Raw genomic sequence first — 19,334 nt, 5'->3', positions numbered from 1 at the left:
GAGGACGCATATTTTGCGGCCTCTTTTTTGTGTGATTTCATTATTTAGCTATTTCCTTTACCGAGGCGACTTCATACGTTGTAAGCTCGCTGCCTAGAATTGGAGATTCTTTTTTTGCTTCACCGGAACCTGGTTCAGGCCGTTTATGTGCAGCTTTGAATGCATCGCTATTTCTCCAAGCCGTAAAGTTATCAAGGTTTTCCCAGTACATATTAACGCTCAGTTCATCGTGATCCGTCAAATTCTGCGTTAATAATACTTCAACTTTTACGAAGCCTTCCATCGTATCAAGTGGACCTGGTGCAGTAAATCCTGGGGCCATGACTGCACCCATCCCTTTTTTGACTCTGATTCTATTCGTTACGATTATCATAATGAGTCCTCCTTTTGGCCATCGGTTTGGAATAAACACCCTTTATTTCCGCAATTTCATACATATTTTAGCATATTGAAAGAAGCAGGGTCCATTTTGATTAACTCCAATCATGGGGACCTGAAGACATTGTTTCAGTGAAGGCGGACATTTCATTATATTGAAATAGAACTATTGAATTTGGATATTACAAGGTTTATTGGTGCATATCGCGTATAATAGAACTCTGTATAAGGAAATTACGATTATGGGAACAATAAAGCAACATACTAAACAACAAAAGAGGCTGTTATATGAATGAATTGAGTTTTACTGACTATACATTAAGCGATGAAATTGTTAGGGCATTAGAAAGCTTGGGATATCAACTTCCAACCGAAGTACAGCGCGAAGTGATTCCAGTGGCGCTGAAAAGGCGGGATCTTGTCGTTAAATCGCAAACAGGAAGCGGCAAGACCGCTTCATTCGGCATACCGATCTGCGAAATGGTCAATTGGGAAGAAAATAAGCCTCAGGCGCTTATTTTAACACCGACACGTGAGCTCGCTGTACAGGTAAAAGAGGATATTACGAATATTGGCAGATTTAAGAGGATAAAGGCTACTGCAGTTTATGGAAAACATCCATTCGCACTGCAAAAAGCGGAATTGAAACAAAAAAGCCATGTAGTCGTCGGAACCCCGGGTCGTGTTCTCGATCATATCGAGAAAGGGACATTCGCCTTGGAACGTTTAACTCATTTAGTTATTGATGAAGCGGATGAAATGCTGAATATGGGCTTCATCGAACAAGTGGAAGCCATTATTAAGGAGCTTCCGAAAGATAGGGTAACCATGCTGTTCTCTGCTACATTACCTGAGAGTATAAAAAAACTATGCAAGCAATATATGAAGGATCCTTTGGATATTGAAATCAAAGCAAAGGGTTTAACGACGGAGAAAATTGAACATGCCCTTATAGAAGTGAAAGAAGATGATAAGTTTTCCCTGCTTAGAGACGTAACCATCACGGAAAACCCCGATAGCTGCATCATTTTTTGCCGGACAAAAGATAGGGTGGATCAAGTATGTGAACAGCTGCTGGAACTGGAATATCCGTGTGATATGATTCACGGCGGCATGCTTCAGGAAGATCGCCTTGCAGTGATGAATGAATTCAGAAGAGGTGAATTCCGCTATTTGGTTGCAACAGATGTTGCTGCCCGTGGAATTGACATCGACAATGTAACCCATGTAATTAACTATGACCTGCCATTGGAAAAGGAAAGTTACGTACATCGAACGGGAAGAACGGGCCGTGCCGGTAAAAAAGGAAAAGCCATTACTTTTGTGACGCCGTACGAAGACAAATTCCTTACCGAGATCCAAGGATATATCGGTTTTGAAATCCCTAAGATGACTGCTCCATCTAAAGAGGAAGTCTCCAATAAAAAAACGGAGTTCGAAGCCAAACTGGAAGCCCGTCCAAAAATCAAAAAAGATAAAAGTGAACAATTGAATAAACAAATCATGAAGCTGTATTTTAATGGCGGCAAGAAAAAGAAACTCAGGGCTGTGGATTTTGTCGGAACCATCGCAAGGATTGATGGAGTGAATGCAGAGGACATCGGTATCATTACGATCCAGGATAATGTTTCTTATGTGGAAATATTGAATGAAAAGGGACCGCTTGTCTTGAAAGTGATGAAAAATACGAAAGTGAAAGGCAAACTTTTGAAGGTTTCAGAGGCCTTTAAGAACTAAAGATGTCGAATGAAAGAAGCGGGAAGACCGAAAATCGGTCTTCCCGCTTCTTTTTTGTATGACTTGGGACAGGAACTTTTCGACCCACCGGGGGAAAATTCGACCTACACACAGATAATTCGCCCTCCCCCGAAATGATCCGTCCTCACTGAAATAGTAGTTTTTTTGTTTATGAGGAGGTTAAGATTCTTTCTCCAAATTCTGTTTAACCGTCAAAACAGAGTGGTATATGAGGAAGGATAACGCGATTATTTCGAAACAATAAATACATCTGTTTGTAGAAAAAAGGGGTTTATCTAATTTTAAAACAAAGTTGATTGGAACGTAAGGTGCGGGACTCTTGCGGGAAAAGCGAGTCCAGGGGAGACCCCGCAGGCGCAAAGGCGCCGAGGAGGCTCACGGACCGCCCGCGGAAAGCGAGTGCCTGGAGTCGAAGTCAACGGCCCTGTAGACAATAAACAACGCGATTTAATCTGAATTCTTAGATATGGAGGGATTGAGTGGGATGACGAAAGCAAATGAAAGCGGAAGAGCCGATGGGCAAAGTAAGCAGCGGCAGCTGGATCAATATCGAGTGGACGATAATGGGAAAAAGATGACGACTAACCAAGGTTTGCGTGTTTCTGAGGATGAGCATTCTTTGAAAGCGGGAACCCGTGGTCCAACTTTGATGGAGGATTTTCATTTTCGTGAAAAAATGACTCATTTTGACCATGAGCGTATTCCTGAGCGGATTGTCCATGCGCGTGGATCTGGAGCACATGGATATTTTCAGGTATATGAACCGATGACCGAATATACAAAAGCCAAGTTTCTTCAAGACCCTTCAGTCAAGACACCAGTATTCGTTCGTTACTCCACGGTGGCAGGTTCCCGCGGATCGGCAGACTCGGTCCGTGATGTAAGGGGATTTTCCACAAAGTTTTATACGGAGGAAGGAAATTATGATTTGGTCGGAAATAATATTCCGGTATTTTTTATCCAGGATGCCATTAAGTTCCCGGATTTAATTCATGCGGTTAAACCGGAGCCTCATAACGAAATACCTCAGGCGGCATCTGCCCATGATACGTTTTGGGATTTCGTCGCCAACAATGAAGAAACGGCACATATGGTCATGTGGCACCTATCTGATAGGGCCATACCGAGAAGTTTCCGGATGATGGAAGGGTTTGGTGTCCATACATTCCGTTTTGTAAATGAACAAGGCGTGGCCCATTTTGTTAAATTCCATTGGAAGCCTGTACTGGGAGTAAAATCCCTTGTCTGGGATGAGGCACAGAAAATTGCAGGGAAGAATCCCGATTTTCACCGCCAAGATCTGTGGGAAGCGATAGATACCGGGAATTATCCTGAATTTGAATTTGGCGTCCAAATGATTAAGGAGGAAGATGAATTCAAATTCGACTTTGATATCCTTGATCCTACTAAACTATGGCCGGAAGAACAAATCCCGGTTAAAATAATCGGAAAAATGGTTTTGAACCAAAATACGGATAACTTTTTTGCAGAGACGGAACAGATAGCTTTCCATCCGGGGCATGTTGTACCGGGTATTGACTTTTCAAATGATCCGCTGCTTCAGGGACGTTTATTCTCATACACCGATACCCAGCTATCCAGATTGGGAGGACCGAACTTCCATGAGCTACCGATTAATAGGACGGTTGCCCCCGTTCATAATAATCAGCGCGATGGCATGCACCGGATGTCAATAAATCCAGGGCCGGTCAGCTACCACAAAAATTCCCTTGCAGGCAACTCTCCTGAACCTGCTTCGGAAGGGGAAGGCGGCTATGCACATTACCAGGAGAAGGTCGATGGCAGGAAGGTCCGGCAGCGCAGTGAAAGCTTCAAGGATCATTACAGCCAGGCTAAACTATTTTGGAATAGCATGACGGATGTGGAGAAGGAGCATATTATTCAGGCTTTTCACTTTGAAGTGGGAAAAGTGAAAAGTAAGGATGTTCAGCAGCAAATTGTCGAGATGTTCAGCAATGTGGATGTTGAACTGGCCAAAACGATCGCCATGGGAGTGGGCGTGAATCCTCCAGCCAACAAAATTGAGGTTCAAATGGACTTGGCTTCTCCGGCTTTAAGCCAAGAGCAAATGAAAGTGAACACGGCCGCAACAAGAAAAGTGGCAATCTTGGCTGCAGATGGTTTCAACGGTTCAGAGGTTAATCAAGTCTTGGAATCATTTAAATCGGCAGGTATAACGGCTGAATTCATCAGTCATAATCGTGGAGTGGTTACAAGTTCTGAAGGACAGCAGGTCGAGGTGAATCAGACATTCCTGACAGCCGATTCGGTACTTTTCGATGCTGTATATGTGGCAGGGGGGCAGGGGAGTGTCGATGCTTTAATGGCATCCAAGGAACCCATTTACTTTGTTGATGAAGCCTACAATCATTTCAAAGCGATTGGTGCGGGAAAAGAAGGGGCCATGATCTTATCGAAGGCAGGCATCATTTCCAATGATCCAGCTTCAGGCATTGTAGCTGTTACGGATCAAAATAGCGGTTCTGCCTTTATCGAGGCAATTGCCAAGCACCGTCACTGGAAACGCCCTTAATATCTATTGAAAACCCCCAGACTTGAAGTCTGGGGGTTTTCAATAGATATTTCGTATCAAGCTACTTTGCTTTTTCTTCAAAAAGTGATGCAATGCCAACGATCACTTTAGTGGACAATATCATATTATCAACTGAAATAAACTCATATTTTCCATGAAAGTTCTCCCCGCCCGTAAAGATGTTGGGTGTTGGCAGGCCCATATACGATAATTGAGATCCGTCCGTACCACCGCGTATTGGAGAGATTTTCGGTTTTATATCGAGTTTCTCCATTGCTTCATGGGCGATATCCACTATTTCCTTCACAGGCTCAATTTTTTCCTTCATGTTGAAGTATTGGTCGTGTAATTCGAGCTGGATTCGGTTTTGGCCATATTTTTCTTTTAAATCTTCGATTACTTTTGTTATATATTCCTTGCGTTCATTGAATCTTTGGCGGTCGAAATCCCTGATGATGTAAGAAAGCTTGGTCTCTTCCACATCACCATGAAAGGAAAGCAGGTGATAAAATCCTTCGTAACCCTCCGTATTTTCCGGTGCTTCTGCCGCTGGGAGTTTATTATGGAATTCCATGGCGATTTTTGCCGAATTCACCATTTTTCCTTTAGCCGTTCCAGGATGAATATTCGTCCCTTTGATCAGGATTTTGGCCGATGCTGCATTGAAGCTCTCATATTCAAGTTCCCCAAGCGGGCCACCGTCCACGGTGTAGGCAAATTGGGCATCAAAGGCATCTACATCAAACTTATGGGGTCCCCTGCCGATTTCCTCATCGGGAGTAAAAGCAACACGGATTTTTCCATGTTTGATTTCCGGATGCTTGATCAAATAATCCATGGCAGTCATGATTTCGGCAATTCCAGCCTTATTATCTGCTCCCAACAGGGTTGTCCCATCCGTTGTAATCAAGGTATGCCCTATATAGTTCTTAAGCGAAGGAAAATCATCAGGTGAAAGAATGACATCCAATTTTTCATGTAGAGTAAGATCTTTGCCATCATAGTTGTCAACGATTTGCGGTTTTACATCTTTTCCGGTGAAATCCGTTGCTGTATCGACATGGGCCAAGAAACCGATTGTCGGAACATCCTTATTTGAATTGGCTGGCAAGGTTGCCATGACATAGCCGTTCTGATCCATTGTCACTTCCTCCATCCCAATGGATTGAAGTTCCTTGACCAATGCATTTGCCAATGTCAGCTGTCCGGGTGTAGAGGGGCATGAGGGATTTTCCTCATTCGATTGGGTATCCACTTTCACATAAGAAGTGAATCTTTCAATGATTTCATTTTTCACTTTTCCTTCAACTCCTTTCTCCCTTATCTTACCATGATTAATTGAAATGGAAAAATTATCTTTTTTTCAAATCTTCAAGGGCGGGGTCATCATCAAAGAACGGCATATCTGAAAGCGACATGCCGTTCTTTGATATTCCTTTTTAGAGTGGATTATTCAAGGCCCATACAGATACGCTTTTACCATGAACGGGGAAGGTAGCGAAACCATCTTCTTCAATGGTAATGTGGTCATCTTTATGACAAGTTAAATCAATCCAGATTTCACCAGCACGATGTTCGCCGACGAACATCCTTTTTTCACTGTTGTGATCTCCATTAGAGATAATGACCGCACACCCCGAGCCTTCTAGCTCTTCAACTCCGTGCCGGACCCAGCCTATCGTATTTGGATCATCAAAGTAATCGGTCTGTTCTCCGTAAGCTTTTTCATACCTAGCGAATAATAGGCGATCCAGGATATCCTTTTTCCCAGGCACCGGAGAAGGTCCGCCGATTCCATAATAGTCCCCGTAAAAGACACACGGATAACCGCAAAGTCTAAGCAGGGTAAGTGCATATGCCGATGGCTTGAACCAGTCCTTTACCCAAGACTCCAGTGATTCGTGAGGCTGGGAGTCATGGTTATCGACAAAAGTGACAGCCTCTGCTGGATTGGTTTGGACGAGGGTATCATCAAAGATGGTTGAGAGGTCGAAGTCTGCTCCTGCGTTTGAGGCCTCATGAAATTTATAATGCAGGGAAACATCGAACAAGTTGAGGTCATGATTGGTTTGCTCTAAGTAAGTTTGACAGGCTTTAACATCCGCCTTCCAAAATTCGCCGACCATGAAAAAATGTTCCTTTGTATAAGGAATGAGTTCTTGGAGAAATTCGTTGATGAATTCATAATCGATATGCTTAACGGCGTCCAAACGAAAACCATCACACTTTAACGTATCAACCATCCATTTTCCCCAGCTAATCATTTCCTTACGAACTTCCGGCAGGCTGTAATCGATGTTGGCAAACATTAAATAATCGTAGTTTCCGAATTCATCGATGACATGCTTATTCCAGTGCTTATTTTCGCCTGTGATGCGAAATACACCCATTTTGTCGTTTTCGGCATCATAGTCTGTACCATTGAAATGAGTATGGTTCCACTTAAAGTCAGAGTATTTATTTTTACGTCCCGGAAAATCGAATTTTGTCCAGCCTTCCATCTCGAATGGTTCTGAAATATCTTCCATACGGTTGTCTGGATTGACTTCAATCACTTCAAATTTTTCGGTTCCATCAGCTCCTGCTTTATGGTTCATGACTAAATCGATATAAACGCAAAGTCCGTAGTTATGGCAAGTGGCTATTGCTTGCAGCAATTCATCTTTGGTCCCGTATTTGGTACGAACTGTTCCTTTTTGGTCAAATTCCCCCAAATCGTAACCGTCATATATTCCATATCCATTATCCCCAACGGATTGCCCTTTGGTAACTGGCGGAAGCCAAACGCAATCAATTCCTATATCCTTCAACTTAGAGGCTGCGTATTTCAATCTGTCCCAATGAGAACCATCTGCCTCAAGATGCCACTCAAAAAATTGCATCATCGTATGATTTCTTTTCATCTGTTTCCCCCCCTGACACCGACCCGATTTTAAAAAAAGTGAAACTAATGCAATCGGATAAAGTAATAATGGAAATCTTTACCCACTAAAACCAAATGATAAACAAGTGAACAACCCTCTTGATTGAGGTTCATTTACCTCTCTATTTTACTATTTTATACCAAATAAGGGTATTTTATATTGATTAGCAGTTAAAAATTAATCAAATGTGGAGGAATAACCCGAAAAAGGCTATACGCCAATTCAAAAAGAGGCATCCCGAATTTCGGGATACCTCAATTTTTTGTAAGTCTATTATCCTATTATACCTCTTCGTTTAAAGAAGTGGGCGAAAGCCATTGCACCAATTAATAAGAGTAGGAGCACGGAAGATAGAATGATCGTATCTTTGGAGGAGCTGCTTTTCTTTTAAACCATTCATTGTTCTTCCTCCTTTTCCATGATTTTTGACTGCGTTCAGCTTATAAACAGAGTCTTAATAAAGCCTTAAGAACATTTTTATATTCAATAGATAAATAGAGAATAGGCCCCAGTTTTAACCTTTTCTTAATTTTATTGGAATTTAATAGCAGAAAAATGAGTGAATTTACTCATTGAGAATAATTATCATTATCAGTAAAATTAGTTCCATGATAATGATAATTATTCTCAATTAATTCAATACATGGAGGTTCAATATGGTAACGAATACGCTCACAAAAAATGATCAACTACTGGAACAACAAAATACAAGGGAATCAAATGCCCGATCATATCCTAGAAGATTACCCATGGCGATCGATCATGCGGAGGGAATTTACTTAACAGACATGGATGGAAAACGATATATTGATTTTCTTGCCGGGGCTGGAACATTAGCGCTTGGACACAATCATCCGGCAGTGCTTGAAGCAATGGAAAAAGTTCTTAAGGATAAACGTCCTTTACATACATTGGACTTTACGACGCCGATCAAAGAACAATTCGTCGATGAAATTTTTGAATGCCTGCCAGAGGAATTCAGAAAAAATGCAAAAATTCAATTCTGCGGTCCTACTGGCGGAGATGCCATCGAGGCGGCACTTAAACTGGTTAAGACAGCGACAGGCAACAGAAGCATTTTATCTTTCCAGGGAGCTTACCACGGGGCAACACATGCAACGATGTCAATCAGCGGCAATACAAAACCAAAGGAAAAAATCCAAGGGTTAATGCCAGATGTGCAATTCCTGCCGTATCCCTATCAATATCGCTGTCCCTTCGGAGTAGGCGGAGAAGAAAGCCATAAAATCAGCAGCCAGTATATCGAAAATCTATTGAATGATCCCGAATCAGGATTATTGGCACCTGCAGGGATGATTTTGGAGGCAGTACAAGGCGAGGGAGGTTCCATTCCAGCTCCAATTCCATGGCTTAAGGAAATCAGGAGAATAACGAAAGAGAAGGGCATTCCGCTTATTATCGACGAAGTTCAATCAGGCATCGGCCGTACAGGGAAGATGTTTGCCTTTGAACATGCAGGAATCGTCCCGGACGTTCTTGTCCTATCCAAAGCAATAGGCGGAAGTCTTCCATTATCGGTGGTGATTTATAACAAAGAGCTGGACCTATGGTCACCAGGTGCACATATCGGTACGTTCCGCGGAAATCAAATGGCGATGGCAGCAGGAACAGCGACTTTAAAATTCATGAAAGAGACGAATCTTGTGGAGCATGCCGCTAAAATGGGAGAAATCTTAAAGGATATTCTTAAAGATTTGCAAAAAGATATTAAGCAGATCGGCGATGTCAGGGGCCGGGGATTAATGGTCGGTGTGGAAATGATCAATCATGAAGAACCGCAAAATGCGAATGGAAGCCATCCTGCTGATTCGCAACTTGCCAGTGCCATTCAACAGGAATGCTTTCAAAGAGGGTTGATTCTGGAAGTTGGCGGCAGACATGGAAGTGTAGTGAGATTCCTGCCTCCATTGATCGTAACGGAATCCCAGCTTCGCGAAGCCACTGCAATTTTTGAACAAGCTGTTCGTGCAGCTGTTGCAAGAGGGTGAATGATCAATGATCGAAACGATAAATAAAACGGACTTTGCTTATTCTCAGATGTTCTTGAATAACGAAGAAGGTTTCAATAACTACAGCCAGTCATTAAAAATCATTGAAAAAAAGCTGACAGACTTTTTAAAAGGGAACGATTCACCATACTCTGGGAAAAAACCGTATGAAATCGAAGCAAGATTAAACGAGCTGTCCCTTGCTTCTCCAAAAGGGAAGACACTGGAAGCAGTGGCGGATGAGCTGGCAGAGTTTGTTATTAATGACAGCATCAATGTACACAGCCCTGCTTGTATCGGACATTTGCATTGCCCGACATTAATACCTGCCGTTGCTGCCGAAATGGTTATCGGTACGTTGAATCAATCCATGGATTCATGGGACCAAAGCTCTGCTGCCACCTTCGTTGAAGAGCGTTTAATAGATTGGCTTTGCAGCCAGGTAGGGTTACCGGAACAAGCGGATGGGATTTTCACAAGCGGTGGAACCCAATCTAATTATATGGGCCTGCTATTGGCTAGGGACGCATATTGTAAGAAATTCTGGGGTGTTGACGTTCAGCAGCATGGCTTGCCGGTCGAGGCGAATAAATTGCGGATCTTATGCTCAGAGGCTGCCCACTTTACGGTTCGGAAGTCTGCGGCACAGCTGGGACTTGGAGAACAGGCTGTAATAACGATCAAAACGGATGCAAATCACCGTTTGTCCATAGACGAATTAAATCATCAAATGCTGCTTTTGGAGAAACAGGGTTTAATGCCATTTGCCATCGTTGCAACTTGTGGAACAACGGATTTCGGTTCAATCGATCCATTACATGAATTGTCCGAAGCTGCAAGGAAGAATGGGATATGGCTGCATGTGGACGCCGCATATGGAGGCGCGATGATTTTAAGTAAGGATTACAAAGACTTAATCAACGGTATTGAACGGGCCGACTCGATTACAGTTGATTTTCACAAATTATTCTATCAACCCATCAGCTGTGGTGCTTTTCTTGTCTCTGACAGCAACTCATTCCAATATATCCAGCATCACGCAGATTACTTGAATCCACAGGAAGATGAAGCGGAGGGCATGGTTCACTTAGTCAATAAATCGGTTCAAACGACAAGAAGGTTCGACGCACTGAAGCTCTGGATGTCATTGAAGGTCGTTGGACTGGAAACTTTTGCCGAAATGATCGATTATACTTGTCACCTTGCACGTGAGGTGGCTGTGAAGATCGATAAAGAGGAAGGATTCACAGTATTGAATAAAGCCCCTGAATTGAATGCGGTTGTATTCCGTTATAATCCCGAAGGAGAAAGTGATCAGTTAGTTAATCTATTAAATAAACAGATTCAGCAGGAACTACTGAAAAGCGGACGGGCATTTTTAGCAAAAACGCGTTTTGACGGACAGGTATATTTAAAAATGACATTATTGAATCCAATGACAAGCCTTGAACACATAGAGGGAATTTTAGATGAAATCCGAGTATTAGGTGAAATGTTCAAGATAATGGAGGAATGAAGATGAATGGTAAGCAAATAGCTGAAAGGGCAACAATGCAAAGCTTTCTGAATTGTTATTTCCGGGAAACCGGAAATTACAATTTAGAAGAAACGAAAAACTGGCCAAACTTAGATGGGGCCATCCCGGATTCATTAGTGGTCAGTAAGCTCATGTCCCAAGATATTACAATGCTTGTTCCACTTAAATATTGGTCGGAAACGGGGCGTCATATTTTCAACTTCCCGATTTACTATCAAACGGCATCCAAGCAAGTACTTGAATTAGATTACGTGACAATGGTCTCGATCGTTTCTAAAGAATTATTGAATGAACAGGGCCGGACGGATAGTGAAGATGAATTGATGCTGCGTGTCATCCTTAGCAGCCAAAACATTCAACGGTATGTTGAAGCGAGGACGGAAGACGCTGATGCCCTTCAAAGTCCTGATTTCACCTATATCGAAGCAGAGCAGTCGCTTTTATTCGGGCACCTGTTCCATCCGACACCGAAAAGCAAGCAAGGCATTTCGGCAAAAGATGAATGGATCTATTCACCCGAATTAAAAGGGGAGTTCCAGCTGCACTACTTCCTGGCAGAACCTTCGATCGTCATCCAGGATTCCAGTGAAGTCCGATCGGCAAGTGAAATCATCAAACAGGAATTAGCCGGTGACTTGGAGATTTCCAGTGAATTTCGTGACACGTATTGCCAAAAGGAAAGCCAATACATCATTATCCCGGCACACCCGCTCCAGGCAAAAGTGCTTATCGAAAAAGAGGAGGTCAAGAGGCTGATCGAGCAAGGGTCACTAGTTTATGCAGGACCGCTTGGAAAAAAATTCACGGCCACCTCTTCATTTAGAACGGTATATAGTGCCACATCGAGATATATGTACAAATTTTCCGTTCCGGTTAAAATCACGAATTCCTTACGTGCAAATCTGCAAAAAGAATTAGATCGTGGTGTGGAAATCGCTAAATTAATAGATTCTAAGGTGGGAGACGATCTAAAAGAACGGCACCCCTCCTTCCGTATCATCAAGGATCCTGCTTACTTAACGATCAAAACGACCGAGCAAGAATCGGGATTCGATGTTGATATCCGGGAAAATCCTTTTTATGAAAACGATAAACAAGCAAGCCTGATTGCCGGCTTATGTCAGGATAATGCCTATGGTGCACCATCAAGGCTTGGAGCGATCATCCGCAAATTATCAGCTGAAGAAGACCGCAGTACCGAAGAAGTAAGTGAGGATTGGTTCAAAACCTATCTGTCCATGACATTAAAACCGATGCTTTGGCTATTTGAAGAGTATGGAATCGTTTTGGAAGCCCATCAACAAAATTCCATCATTCAACTTCAAGATGGGTATCCAGCCGCTTTTTATTATCGTGATAATCAAGGGTATTACTACTGTGAGTCCAAAGTGGACAGGCTGCTGAAGATCTTGCCTGAACTAAGTGAAAAAAGCTTCACGATTTGTTCTGATGAAGTCGCTGAAGAAAGACTGCAATACTATTTCTTTTTTAATCACTTATTAGGCTTAATCAATAATTTTGGAACGGAAGGATTAGTATCAGAAAACAATCTGTTACAGCTCGTTCAGGAACAACTGGAAACATGCAGCAGGGATAGCGAAGATGAAGGGTTGAATCGAGTTGTTTCAAAGTTGCTTCATGCCCGGGAATTAACTTGTAAGGCTAATTTACTGACACGATTCCATGATATGGATGAGCTTGTTGGTTCACTTGAGACACAATCCGTTTATACAACGATTGATAATCCGTTCGCGCAGGGGGTTATGGCCGTCCATGAAAAATAGTTATGAAGAAATGCTCAAGGACTGCAATAAACAGCTTTCATTTGTCAAAGTTGAATTTGAGAGGGATTTGGATACACTGCATGAATGGATGCATGAAGATCATGTGATACCCTACTGGAATTTGAATTTCACAAAAGAAAAATTCGCTGTTCATTTAAAAAAGGCATTGGCTGATACACACCAAACACTTTATTTAGGCTGTCTGGACTCCATTCCCATGAGCTATTGGGAATCGTATTGGGTAAAAGGCGATATCATCGAAGATCATTATGAATCCGAAGAGGGAGATCAAGGCATTCATTTACTCATTGGTGATCCGGATTATCTAGGGAAAGGACTGGCTTTGCCGTTTTTACGGGCAATGGTGAAGTTCCAACTACTGACTTCAACCACAAACAAAGTGATGGCTGAACCGGATATCAGGAATGCAAAGATGATTCATTTATTTGAAAAATGCGGGTTTACCCCAATTAAAGAGATAGAACTCCCTGACAAAACAGCATTGCTTATGTCATGCACACGGGGGAATTTCGAGAGGAAGTGGAACTATGGAGAAGCAACAATCTATCTATGACCTGGTAGGGATAGGGATTGGTCCATTTAACCTTGGACTTGCGGCCCTTTTGGAGAAAACCCCGGAGTTGAATGCCGTCTTTTTTGAGAAAAAGGGGGAATTTAATTGGCATGAAGGGATGCTGCTGGAAGGGACAACGCTGCAAGTGCCGTTCTTTGCCGATCTGGTTAGCATGGCAGATGTGACAAGCCCATATAGCTACCTGAATTATTTACAGCAGCATGATCGGCTTTATCATTTCTACTTCCTTGAAAAATTCTTGATTCCGCGAAAGGAATATAACGACTATTGCCGCTGGGCTGCCCATCAACTTGATAGCTGCCGTTTTGGCAAAGCGGTGGAGGCGGTTGAATATATAGGAGATCAAGGTGAACCCTGCTATCAAATCAGTGTAAGGGATGTACAAACACAAAAGATCGAAGTCTATTATAGCCGCCATGTAGTCATGGGAATTGGCAGTTCCCCGACTGTTCCATCGGCCTTTCAGCCCTATATGGGAGAGAGCATCCTGCATTCGGCCGATTATTTACGGAATAAAGAAAACATCTTAAAGAAAAAATCCGTAACGGTTGTCGGATCTGGACAGAGTGCAGCCGAGGTCTTTCTGGATTTGCTTAATGAGCAGGAGGAATATGGCTACCAGCTAAACTGGTATACAAGATCCAAGGGATTTTTCCCTATGGAATATTCAAAACTCGGATTGGAATACTTCACTCCGGATTACCTTGATTTCTTTTATCGGCTGCCGCAGGAAAAGAAGGATGAAATCCTGCCGAAACAGGATTTATTGTATAAAGGGATTAGCGCTACGACCATTGCAGCAATTTTTGACAAGATGTATGAGAAGTCGATTGGAAATGCCGAACTTGCCATTGAACTTCGGGCCATGACGGAAGTTGCGGCAGTTACCCCCGCCGAAAATGGCTGGCAATTGAAATGCCGACAGTGGGTTGAAGATAGCGAATTTGATGTGGACACAGAGGCGATTGTTTTTGGGACGGGATATAAATCAACCCTTCCGGCATTCCTTGAAACGATGGAGGACCATTTAGTCCGCGATGACTTGGGGCGTCTTGCAATAACGAAAGACTATAAGGTAGGAACGGCCATCCCTACACCGAATCACCTATTTATTCAAAATGGCGAGATACATACACATGGTGTGGGTGCTCCGGATCTAGGCCTGGGGGCATTCCGAAACTCGATTATCATCAATCAATTGGCAGGTAAAGAAGTTTATCCATCGAAGCCAAAGGGTGCATTTCAGTCATTCCGTGTAAAAACACCCGTAATGGCTTACTAAGAAAAGGGAAGGAAGAATTATATGCAGTTCATAAATGAAGTGGAACAGGCAGTTTCAGAAAAAAATTGGTCGATAGTAAACCAAAACCTGCTGGCCAAGATGATTTCTGAGTATATGTATGAGGATATGATCCATCCAGCTGTCCTGAACGAAAACGCAGCAGGAAATCTATATGAGTTAAAGATAGATGAGGGGAAATCTTATCGATTTTTAGCGTCGCCCCGTCTTTTTGACAGCTATGAAGTACAGACCGAGTCGATTCAGGTATGTGAAACGGAAGGTTTTACACAGGCTAAAGATGCTATTCAATTCATTTTGGACATCCAGCCATTAATTGGGATGACTGCAGAAACAACAGGACATTTAATCAAAGAATTCCACCATACGCTGCTTGCGGATCTCCAATTGCTATCCAAACCTGAACAAGATGCGGATGATTTAGTCGAACTGGATTATGCATTACTTGAAGGCGAAATGAGCGGTCACCCTTGGATTGCCTATAACAAGGGAAGAATCGGTTTCGGTTATGATGATTATTTGAAGTTCGCCCCAGAAAACCAGAAGGAAGTTCAGTTATCCTGGATTGCCGTCCATAAAACGAGGGGTGAGTTCAATTCAGTCGAAACGTTATCCTATAAGCAATTGATGGAGAATGAACTGGATGGGGAAACCCAAAAATCATTTGCAAAGACATTGACAGAAAAAGGTCTGAACGCAGAAAACTATTACTACCTCCCAGTCCATGAATGGCAGTGGAAGAATGTAATCATCCAGAACTTTACCGATGACTTGGCTAAAGGGCTGATTGTAGCTTTGGGAAATGGTCCTGATAAATATTTGCCGCAACAATCCATCCGGACATTTGTTAATGTATCGAATAAGGATAAACACCACGTCAAGCTGCCGATGAGCATTTTAAATACGCTAGTCTACCGTGGATTGCCAGCTGAACGCACGGTCATTGCCCCAAAAATCACAACGTATATAAAGAACATTTATGAAAATGACTCATTCTTGAAAGAACAATGCAAAGTAGTGCTTCCTGGTGAAGTGGCCAGTTTAAATGTTGATCACCCGTATTATTCCAAGCTAGAGAATGTACCGTATCAATATTTGGAGATGCTGGGGGGGATTTGGAGAGAAAGCATTTACAGTTATATGGAAGAAGGCGAAAAGCCCATTACGCTTGCGTCCCTTTTACATGTCGACAGCAAAGGTAAACCATATGTGGAAAGTCTTATTGAAAAATCGGGATTGACTGCAGAAGCCTGGACAGCTCAATTATTTGACGTCATCCTATCACCATTACTGCATTTCATCTATCAATATGGATTGGTCTTCTCGCCGCATGGTCAAAATACCATTTTAGTTTTGAAGGATTACAAACCTCACCGTTTGGCCATCAAGGATTTTGTAGATGATGTAAACGTAAGTGATCAGCCGCTTCCTGAATTAAGCAGCCTTCCCGATGATTTAAGGAAAGTACTAAGAAGTGAGACTCCGGAGGGGCTGGTTCAATTCATTTTTACGGGACTATTCATCTGTCATTTCCGATACTTGTCAACACTTTTGATGAAGAGGTCCCTTTTGGATGAGAATACTTTCTGGGAAGGCGTCGCTCGAACAATCCTGACACATCAGAAAAAATTCCCTATGTTACAGGATCGTTTCGATACGTTCAATTTCTTTGCGCCGAAATTAACAAAGCTCTGCCTGAATAGAAATCGGATGCTTCAATATGGGTATAGCGATGGTGAAGACCGTCCGCATGCCTCTGAGTTTGGGCATGTGAATAATGCCCTTTATGAAAAGTTACCTGCAAAATCGCTATAAAGTTAAACTGGCTCAGACTTTTGAGCCAGTTTTCTTATGGTTTTACAATTTGACCGTTGATTTCCGCTTCAGGCACTCGCTTTCCGCGGGCGGTCAGCACTCGGCTTGCGCCTGTGGGGTCTCCCCTAGACGCGCTTTCCCCGCAGGAGTCACGTACACCCGCTCCAATCAACTAGTTTTAACAGTTAGGTAGAGCTACAGTCTTTTTAGACTGGATTTTGACGTAATGAGAGTGTTAAACCTATATATGGGAAACTCAAAGAGACGAAATGTACGCATAAAAGAAGAATTGTTTTATACTTTTTTGGGTCAAAATTCCTAAAAATTATCTTTGGAATAAGGCTTGCCGTTCATTTAAATTGGTGATAAGCTATGTGTAAACGGTTACACAAAAGTATAGAGGGTGATATTTTGGCAACTATTCGGGATGTGGCAAAGGAAGCTGGAGTTTCTGTAGCAACGGTTTCCAGAGTTATGAATGGCAGTGGTTATGCACATGAGGACACAAAAAAGGTGGTCATGGCAGCTGTTGAAAAATTGAATTATAAACCGAATGAAGTGGCAAGATCCCTCTACAAACGTAAATCCAAATTGGTTGGTTTGATTTTGCCGGATATTACGAATCCCTTCTTCCCAGAAATGGCAAGAGGTGTCGAGGATTACCTGCAGCAGTTTGGTTATCGGTTGATTTTTGGAAATAGTGATGAAAAGCGAGATAAAGAAATAGAATATATTGACACTTTCCTGCAAAACAATGTAGTGGGCATGATTGCTTCGACTAGTGAAGAAGCCAATGAGAATTTCGATAATCTGGATATTCCAGTTGTCCTTCTCGACCGTACAGCAGAGAAATTACCAGCTGTTTATTCCGATCAAAAAACAGGCGGTAAGCTGGCAGCACGCGTATTGCTGGATAGAGGCAGTACGAATATCGTCCTCATTAGGGGGCCAGTCGAAATAAAGCCTGTATATGAACGGTACATGGCAGCATTGGAAGAATTGAAACAAGCAAAAGTGAACGTGCAAGTCATGGATTCATCCCTGACTCTTCATGGCGGCCAAACATGCGTGAAGCAGCTTTTCGAGCAATATCCGGAAACGGATGGAATCATTGCTTGTAATGATATTGTTGCAGCAGCAGCACTTCAAGAGATTTTAAAACGGGGAATACGGATACCGGAAGACATACAATTGATCGGCTATGATGATATCTCCTTCACAGCGTTATTGCACCCACCGTTATCGACCATTCGGCAGCCAGCCTATGAGATGGGGGCACAAGCGGCGGAAATGCTAATTAAAAGGATCAATCAAGAAAAAATGGAAGTAACACATACAAAGCTCCCTGTTTCTTTTGTGGAGAGACAAACAACAAGAAGGAAGGCGGAGAAGACATGATTAGAATTGCAGTAGTGGGAAGTTCGTCAATGGACTTAGTGGTGACATCAGCCAAACGGCCTATGGCGGGGGAAACGGTTTTAGGGGAGTCCTTTATCACGGTTCCTGGAGGAAAGGGAGCCAATCAGGCTGTTGCAGCGGCACGCCTTGGTGCAGAAGTGTCGATGGTTGGATGTGTAGGAGATGATGTCTATGGAGAGATCATTTTAGATAACCTAAAAAAAAATCATGTAAACACGAAGTATGTGGAACCGGTTACAGGTTCTGCTTCAGGGACAGCACATATTACCCTTTCGGAAGGTGATAACAGCATTATTGTCGTAAAAGGTGCGAATGATTTCATTACTCCTGAATATGTAGAAAAGGCGAAAAAGGTGATAGAGGGATCGGATATCGTGTTGGTTCAGCAGGAAATACCCGAGGAAACTGTGGAGTATCTGGCTGACTTGTGCAACATGCTTCAAAAGAGATTACTATTGAACCCAGCTCCCGCCCGCAAGTTAAGCGAGGCTGTCATTCAACAGGCATCATTCCTTACTCCGAATGAACATGAGTTCGAGATACTATTCGATGGGAGAGATAGAACGGAAGTCTTGACTGAGTATCCAAATAAATTATTCATTACCGAAGGGAAAAATGGCGTCCGTTACTTTGATGGACATGAAGAAAAGGTTGTTCCAAGCTTTGAAGTGGAGGCGGTGGATACAACAGGTGCAGGGGATACATTCAATGCAGCCTTTGCGGTGGCTGTTGCAGAAGGAAAAAGTTTTGACGAAAGTTTGTTGTTCGCGAACCGGGCAGCTTCCATTTCCGTGACGAAATTAGGTGCTCAAGGCGGCATGCCGCAAAGGGTAGAGGTCGAGAGGGGCTTTGAAGCATGAAACGTCAAGGAATCATCAATAGTTCAATAGCAAAGGTCTTGGTTGACCTTGGTCATACCGATTATATTGTCGTAGGTGATGCCGGGCTGCCGGTGCCGCCCGGAGTTTGCAAGATAGATTTAGCATTGACGCCTGGGACGCCATCATTTCAAGATGTCGTCCGGGCGGTTCACGAAGATATGGTTGTTGAAAAAGTTATCGCTGCCACAGAAGTGAAGGTTAAAAACCCGGAACAGCATCAATACATGGAGCAGCAATTCGGAGCAGCGATTGAATATGTTTCCCATGAGGATTTTAAAAGGCTGACAAGTAACGCGAAAGCCATTATCCGGACCGGGGAGACGACGCCATATTCAAATTGCATATTGCAGTCTGGAGTATTCTTTTAAAGAAATGAGATG

At 42.8% G+C, this 19,334-nt stretch carries 14 protein-coding genes; 11 read left to right on the top strand and 3 right to left on the bottom strand.

Translation table 11 applies throughout. The features are described from left to right. Window positions 1–40: 40 nt before the first annotated feature. Window positions 41–373, bottom strand: coding sequence for a heme oxygenase (locus tag NYE65_RS12390; protein ID WP_057278265.1), 333 nt, complete (start codon window positions 371–373; stop codon window positions 41–43). 293 nt (window positions 374–666) lie between these two features. Here NYE65_RS12390 and NYE65_RS12385 point away from each other — a divergent pair, with 293 nt between their 5' ends. Next, the gene (locus NYE65_RS12385) at window positions 667–2,115 is read left to right on the top strand and encodes a DEAD/DEAH box helicase (RefSeq protein ID WP_340861016.1); all 1,449 of its coding nucleotides are present in this window, start codon (window positions 667–669) and stop codon (window positions 2,113–2,115) included. Window positions 2,116–2,620: 505 nt separating this feature from the next. Then, window positions 2,621–4,690 carry a catalase gene (locus tag NYE65_RS12380; RefSeq protein WP_340861015.1) on the top strand — a complete coding sequence of 690 codons (2,070 nt, stop codon included), beginning with the start codon at window positions 2,621–2,623 and terminating at the stop codon, window positions 4,688–4,690. Between the two features lie 61 nt (window positions 4,691–4,751). Here the strand turns inward: NYE65_RS12380 and pepT are convergent, their stop codons facing one another. Continuing rightward, the gene (gene pepT, locus NYE65_RS12375; RefSeq protein ID WP_328175827.1) at window positions 4,752–5,987 is read right to left on the bottom strand and encodes a peptidase T; all 1,236 of its coding nucleotides are present in this window, start codon (window positions 5,985–5,987) and stop codon (window positions 4,752–4,754) included. A 142-nt stretch (window positions 5,988–6,129) separates the two neighbouring features. Beyond that, window positions 6,130–7,593 (bottom strand): alpha-amylase, encoded by a 1,464-nt coding sequence (locus tag NYE65_RS12370; RefSeq protein ID WP_241636705.1) that lies wholly within the window; start codon window positions 7,591–7,593, stop codon window positions 6,130–6,132. A gap of 677 nt (window positions 7,594–8,270) precedes the next feature. Here NYE65_RS12370 and NYE65_RS12365 point away from each other — a divergent pair. The 9 genes from NYE65_RS12365 (at window position 8,271) to rbsD (ending at window position 19,322) form a co-directional block, all read left to right on the top strand. Next, window positions 8,271–9,623 (top strand): aspartate aminotransferase family protein, encoded by a 1,353-nt coding sequence (locus NYE65_RS12365; RefSeq protein ID WP_328175825.1) that lies wholly within the window; start codon window positions 8,271–8,273, stop codon window positions 9,621–9,623. A gap of 7 nt (window positions 9,624–9,630) precedes the next feature. After that, window positions 9,631–11,139 (top strand): pyridoxal phosphate-dependent decarboxylase family protein, encoded by a 1,509-nt coding sequence (locus NYE65_RS12360; RefSeq protein WP_340861014.1) that lies wholly within the window; start codon window positions 9,631–9,633, stop codon window positions 11,137–11,139. Between the two features lie 2 nt (window positions 11,140–11,141). After that, window positions 11,142–12,944: an IucA/IucC family protein gene (locus NYE65_RS12355; protein ID WP_328175823.1), complete on the top strand. Its 1,803-nt coding sequence runs from the start codon at window positions 11,142–11,144 to the stop codon at window positions 12,942–12,944. Further along, complete coding sequence (locus NYE65_RS12350) at window positions 12,934–13,518, top strand: GNAT family N-acetyltransferase (RefSeq protein WP_223255865.1); 585 nt, start codon at window positions 12,934–12,936, stop codon at window positions 13,516–13,518. Before NYE65_RS12355 ends, NYE65_RS12350 begins: the two co-directional genes overlap by 11 nt. Then, complete coding sequence (locus NYE65_RS12345) at window positions 13,493–14,821, top strand: lysine N(6)-hydroxylase/L-ornithine N(5)-oxygenase family protein (protein ID WP_328175822.1); 1,329 nt, start codon at window positions 13,493–13,495, stop codon at window positions 14,819–14,821. Before NYE65_RS12350 ends, NYE65_RS12345 begins: the two co-directional genes overlap by 26 nt. A 21-nt stretch (window positions 14,822–14,842) precedes the next feature. Then, on the top strand, window positions 14,843–16,654 hold the full coding sequence (locus tag NYE65_RS12340; RefSeq protein WP_328175821.1) for an IucA/IucC family protein: 1,812 nt from the start codon (window positions 14,843–14,845) through the stop codon (window positions 16,652–16,654). A gap of 411 nt (window positions 16,655–17,065) precedes the next feature. After that, entirely contained in the window at window positions 17,066–18,052 is a 987-nt protein-coding gene (locus tag NYE65_RS12335; protein WP_268591266.1) for a LacI family DNA-binding transcriptional regulator, read from the top strand. Beyond that, on the top strand, window positions 18,049–18,933 hold the full coding sequence (gene rbsK / locus NYE65_RS12330) for a ribokinase (protein WP_340861013.1): 885 nt from the start codon (window positions 18,049–18,051) through the stop codon (window positions 18,931–18,933). The genes NYE65_RS12335 and rbsK overlap by 4 nt, the downstream gene beginning before the upstream one ends. Further along, window positions 18,930–19,322, top strand: coding sequence for a D-ribose pyranase (gene rbsD, locus NYE65_RS12325; protein ID WP_034316088.1), 393 nt, complete (start codon window positions 18,930–18,932; stop codon window positions 19,320–19,322). The genes rbsK and rbsD overlap by 4 nt, the downstream gene beginning before the upstream one ends. The last annotated feature ends 12 nt before the right edge of the window (window positions 19,323–19,334 follow it).

It is taken from the genome of Peribacillus sp. FSL R5-0717 (assembly GCF_038002945.1).
Classification (GTDB): Bacteria; Bacillota; Bacilli; order Bacillales; family DSM-1321; genus Peribacillus; species Peribacillus frigoritolerans.
Note: the sequence above shows the minus strand (reverse complement) of the source record. Positions and strands in the feature narration are given on the sequence as shown.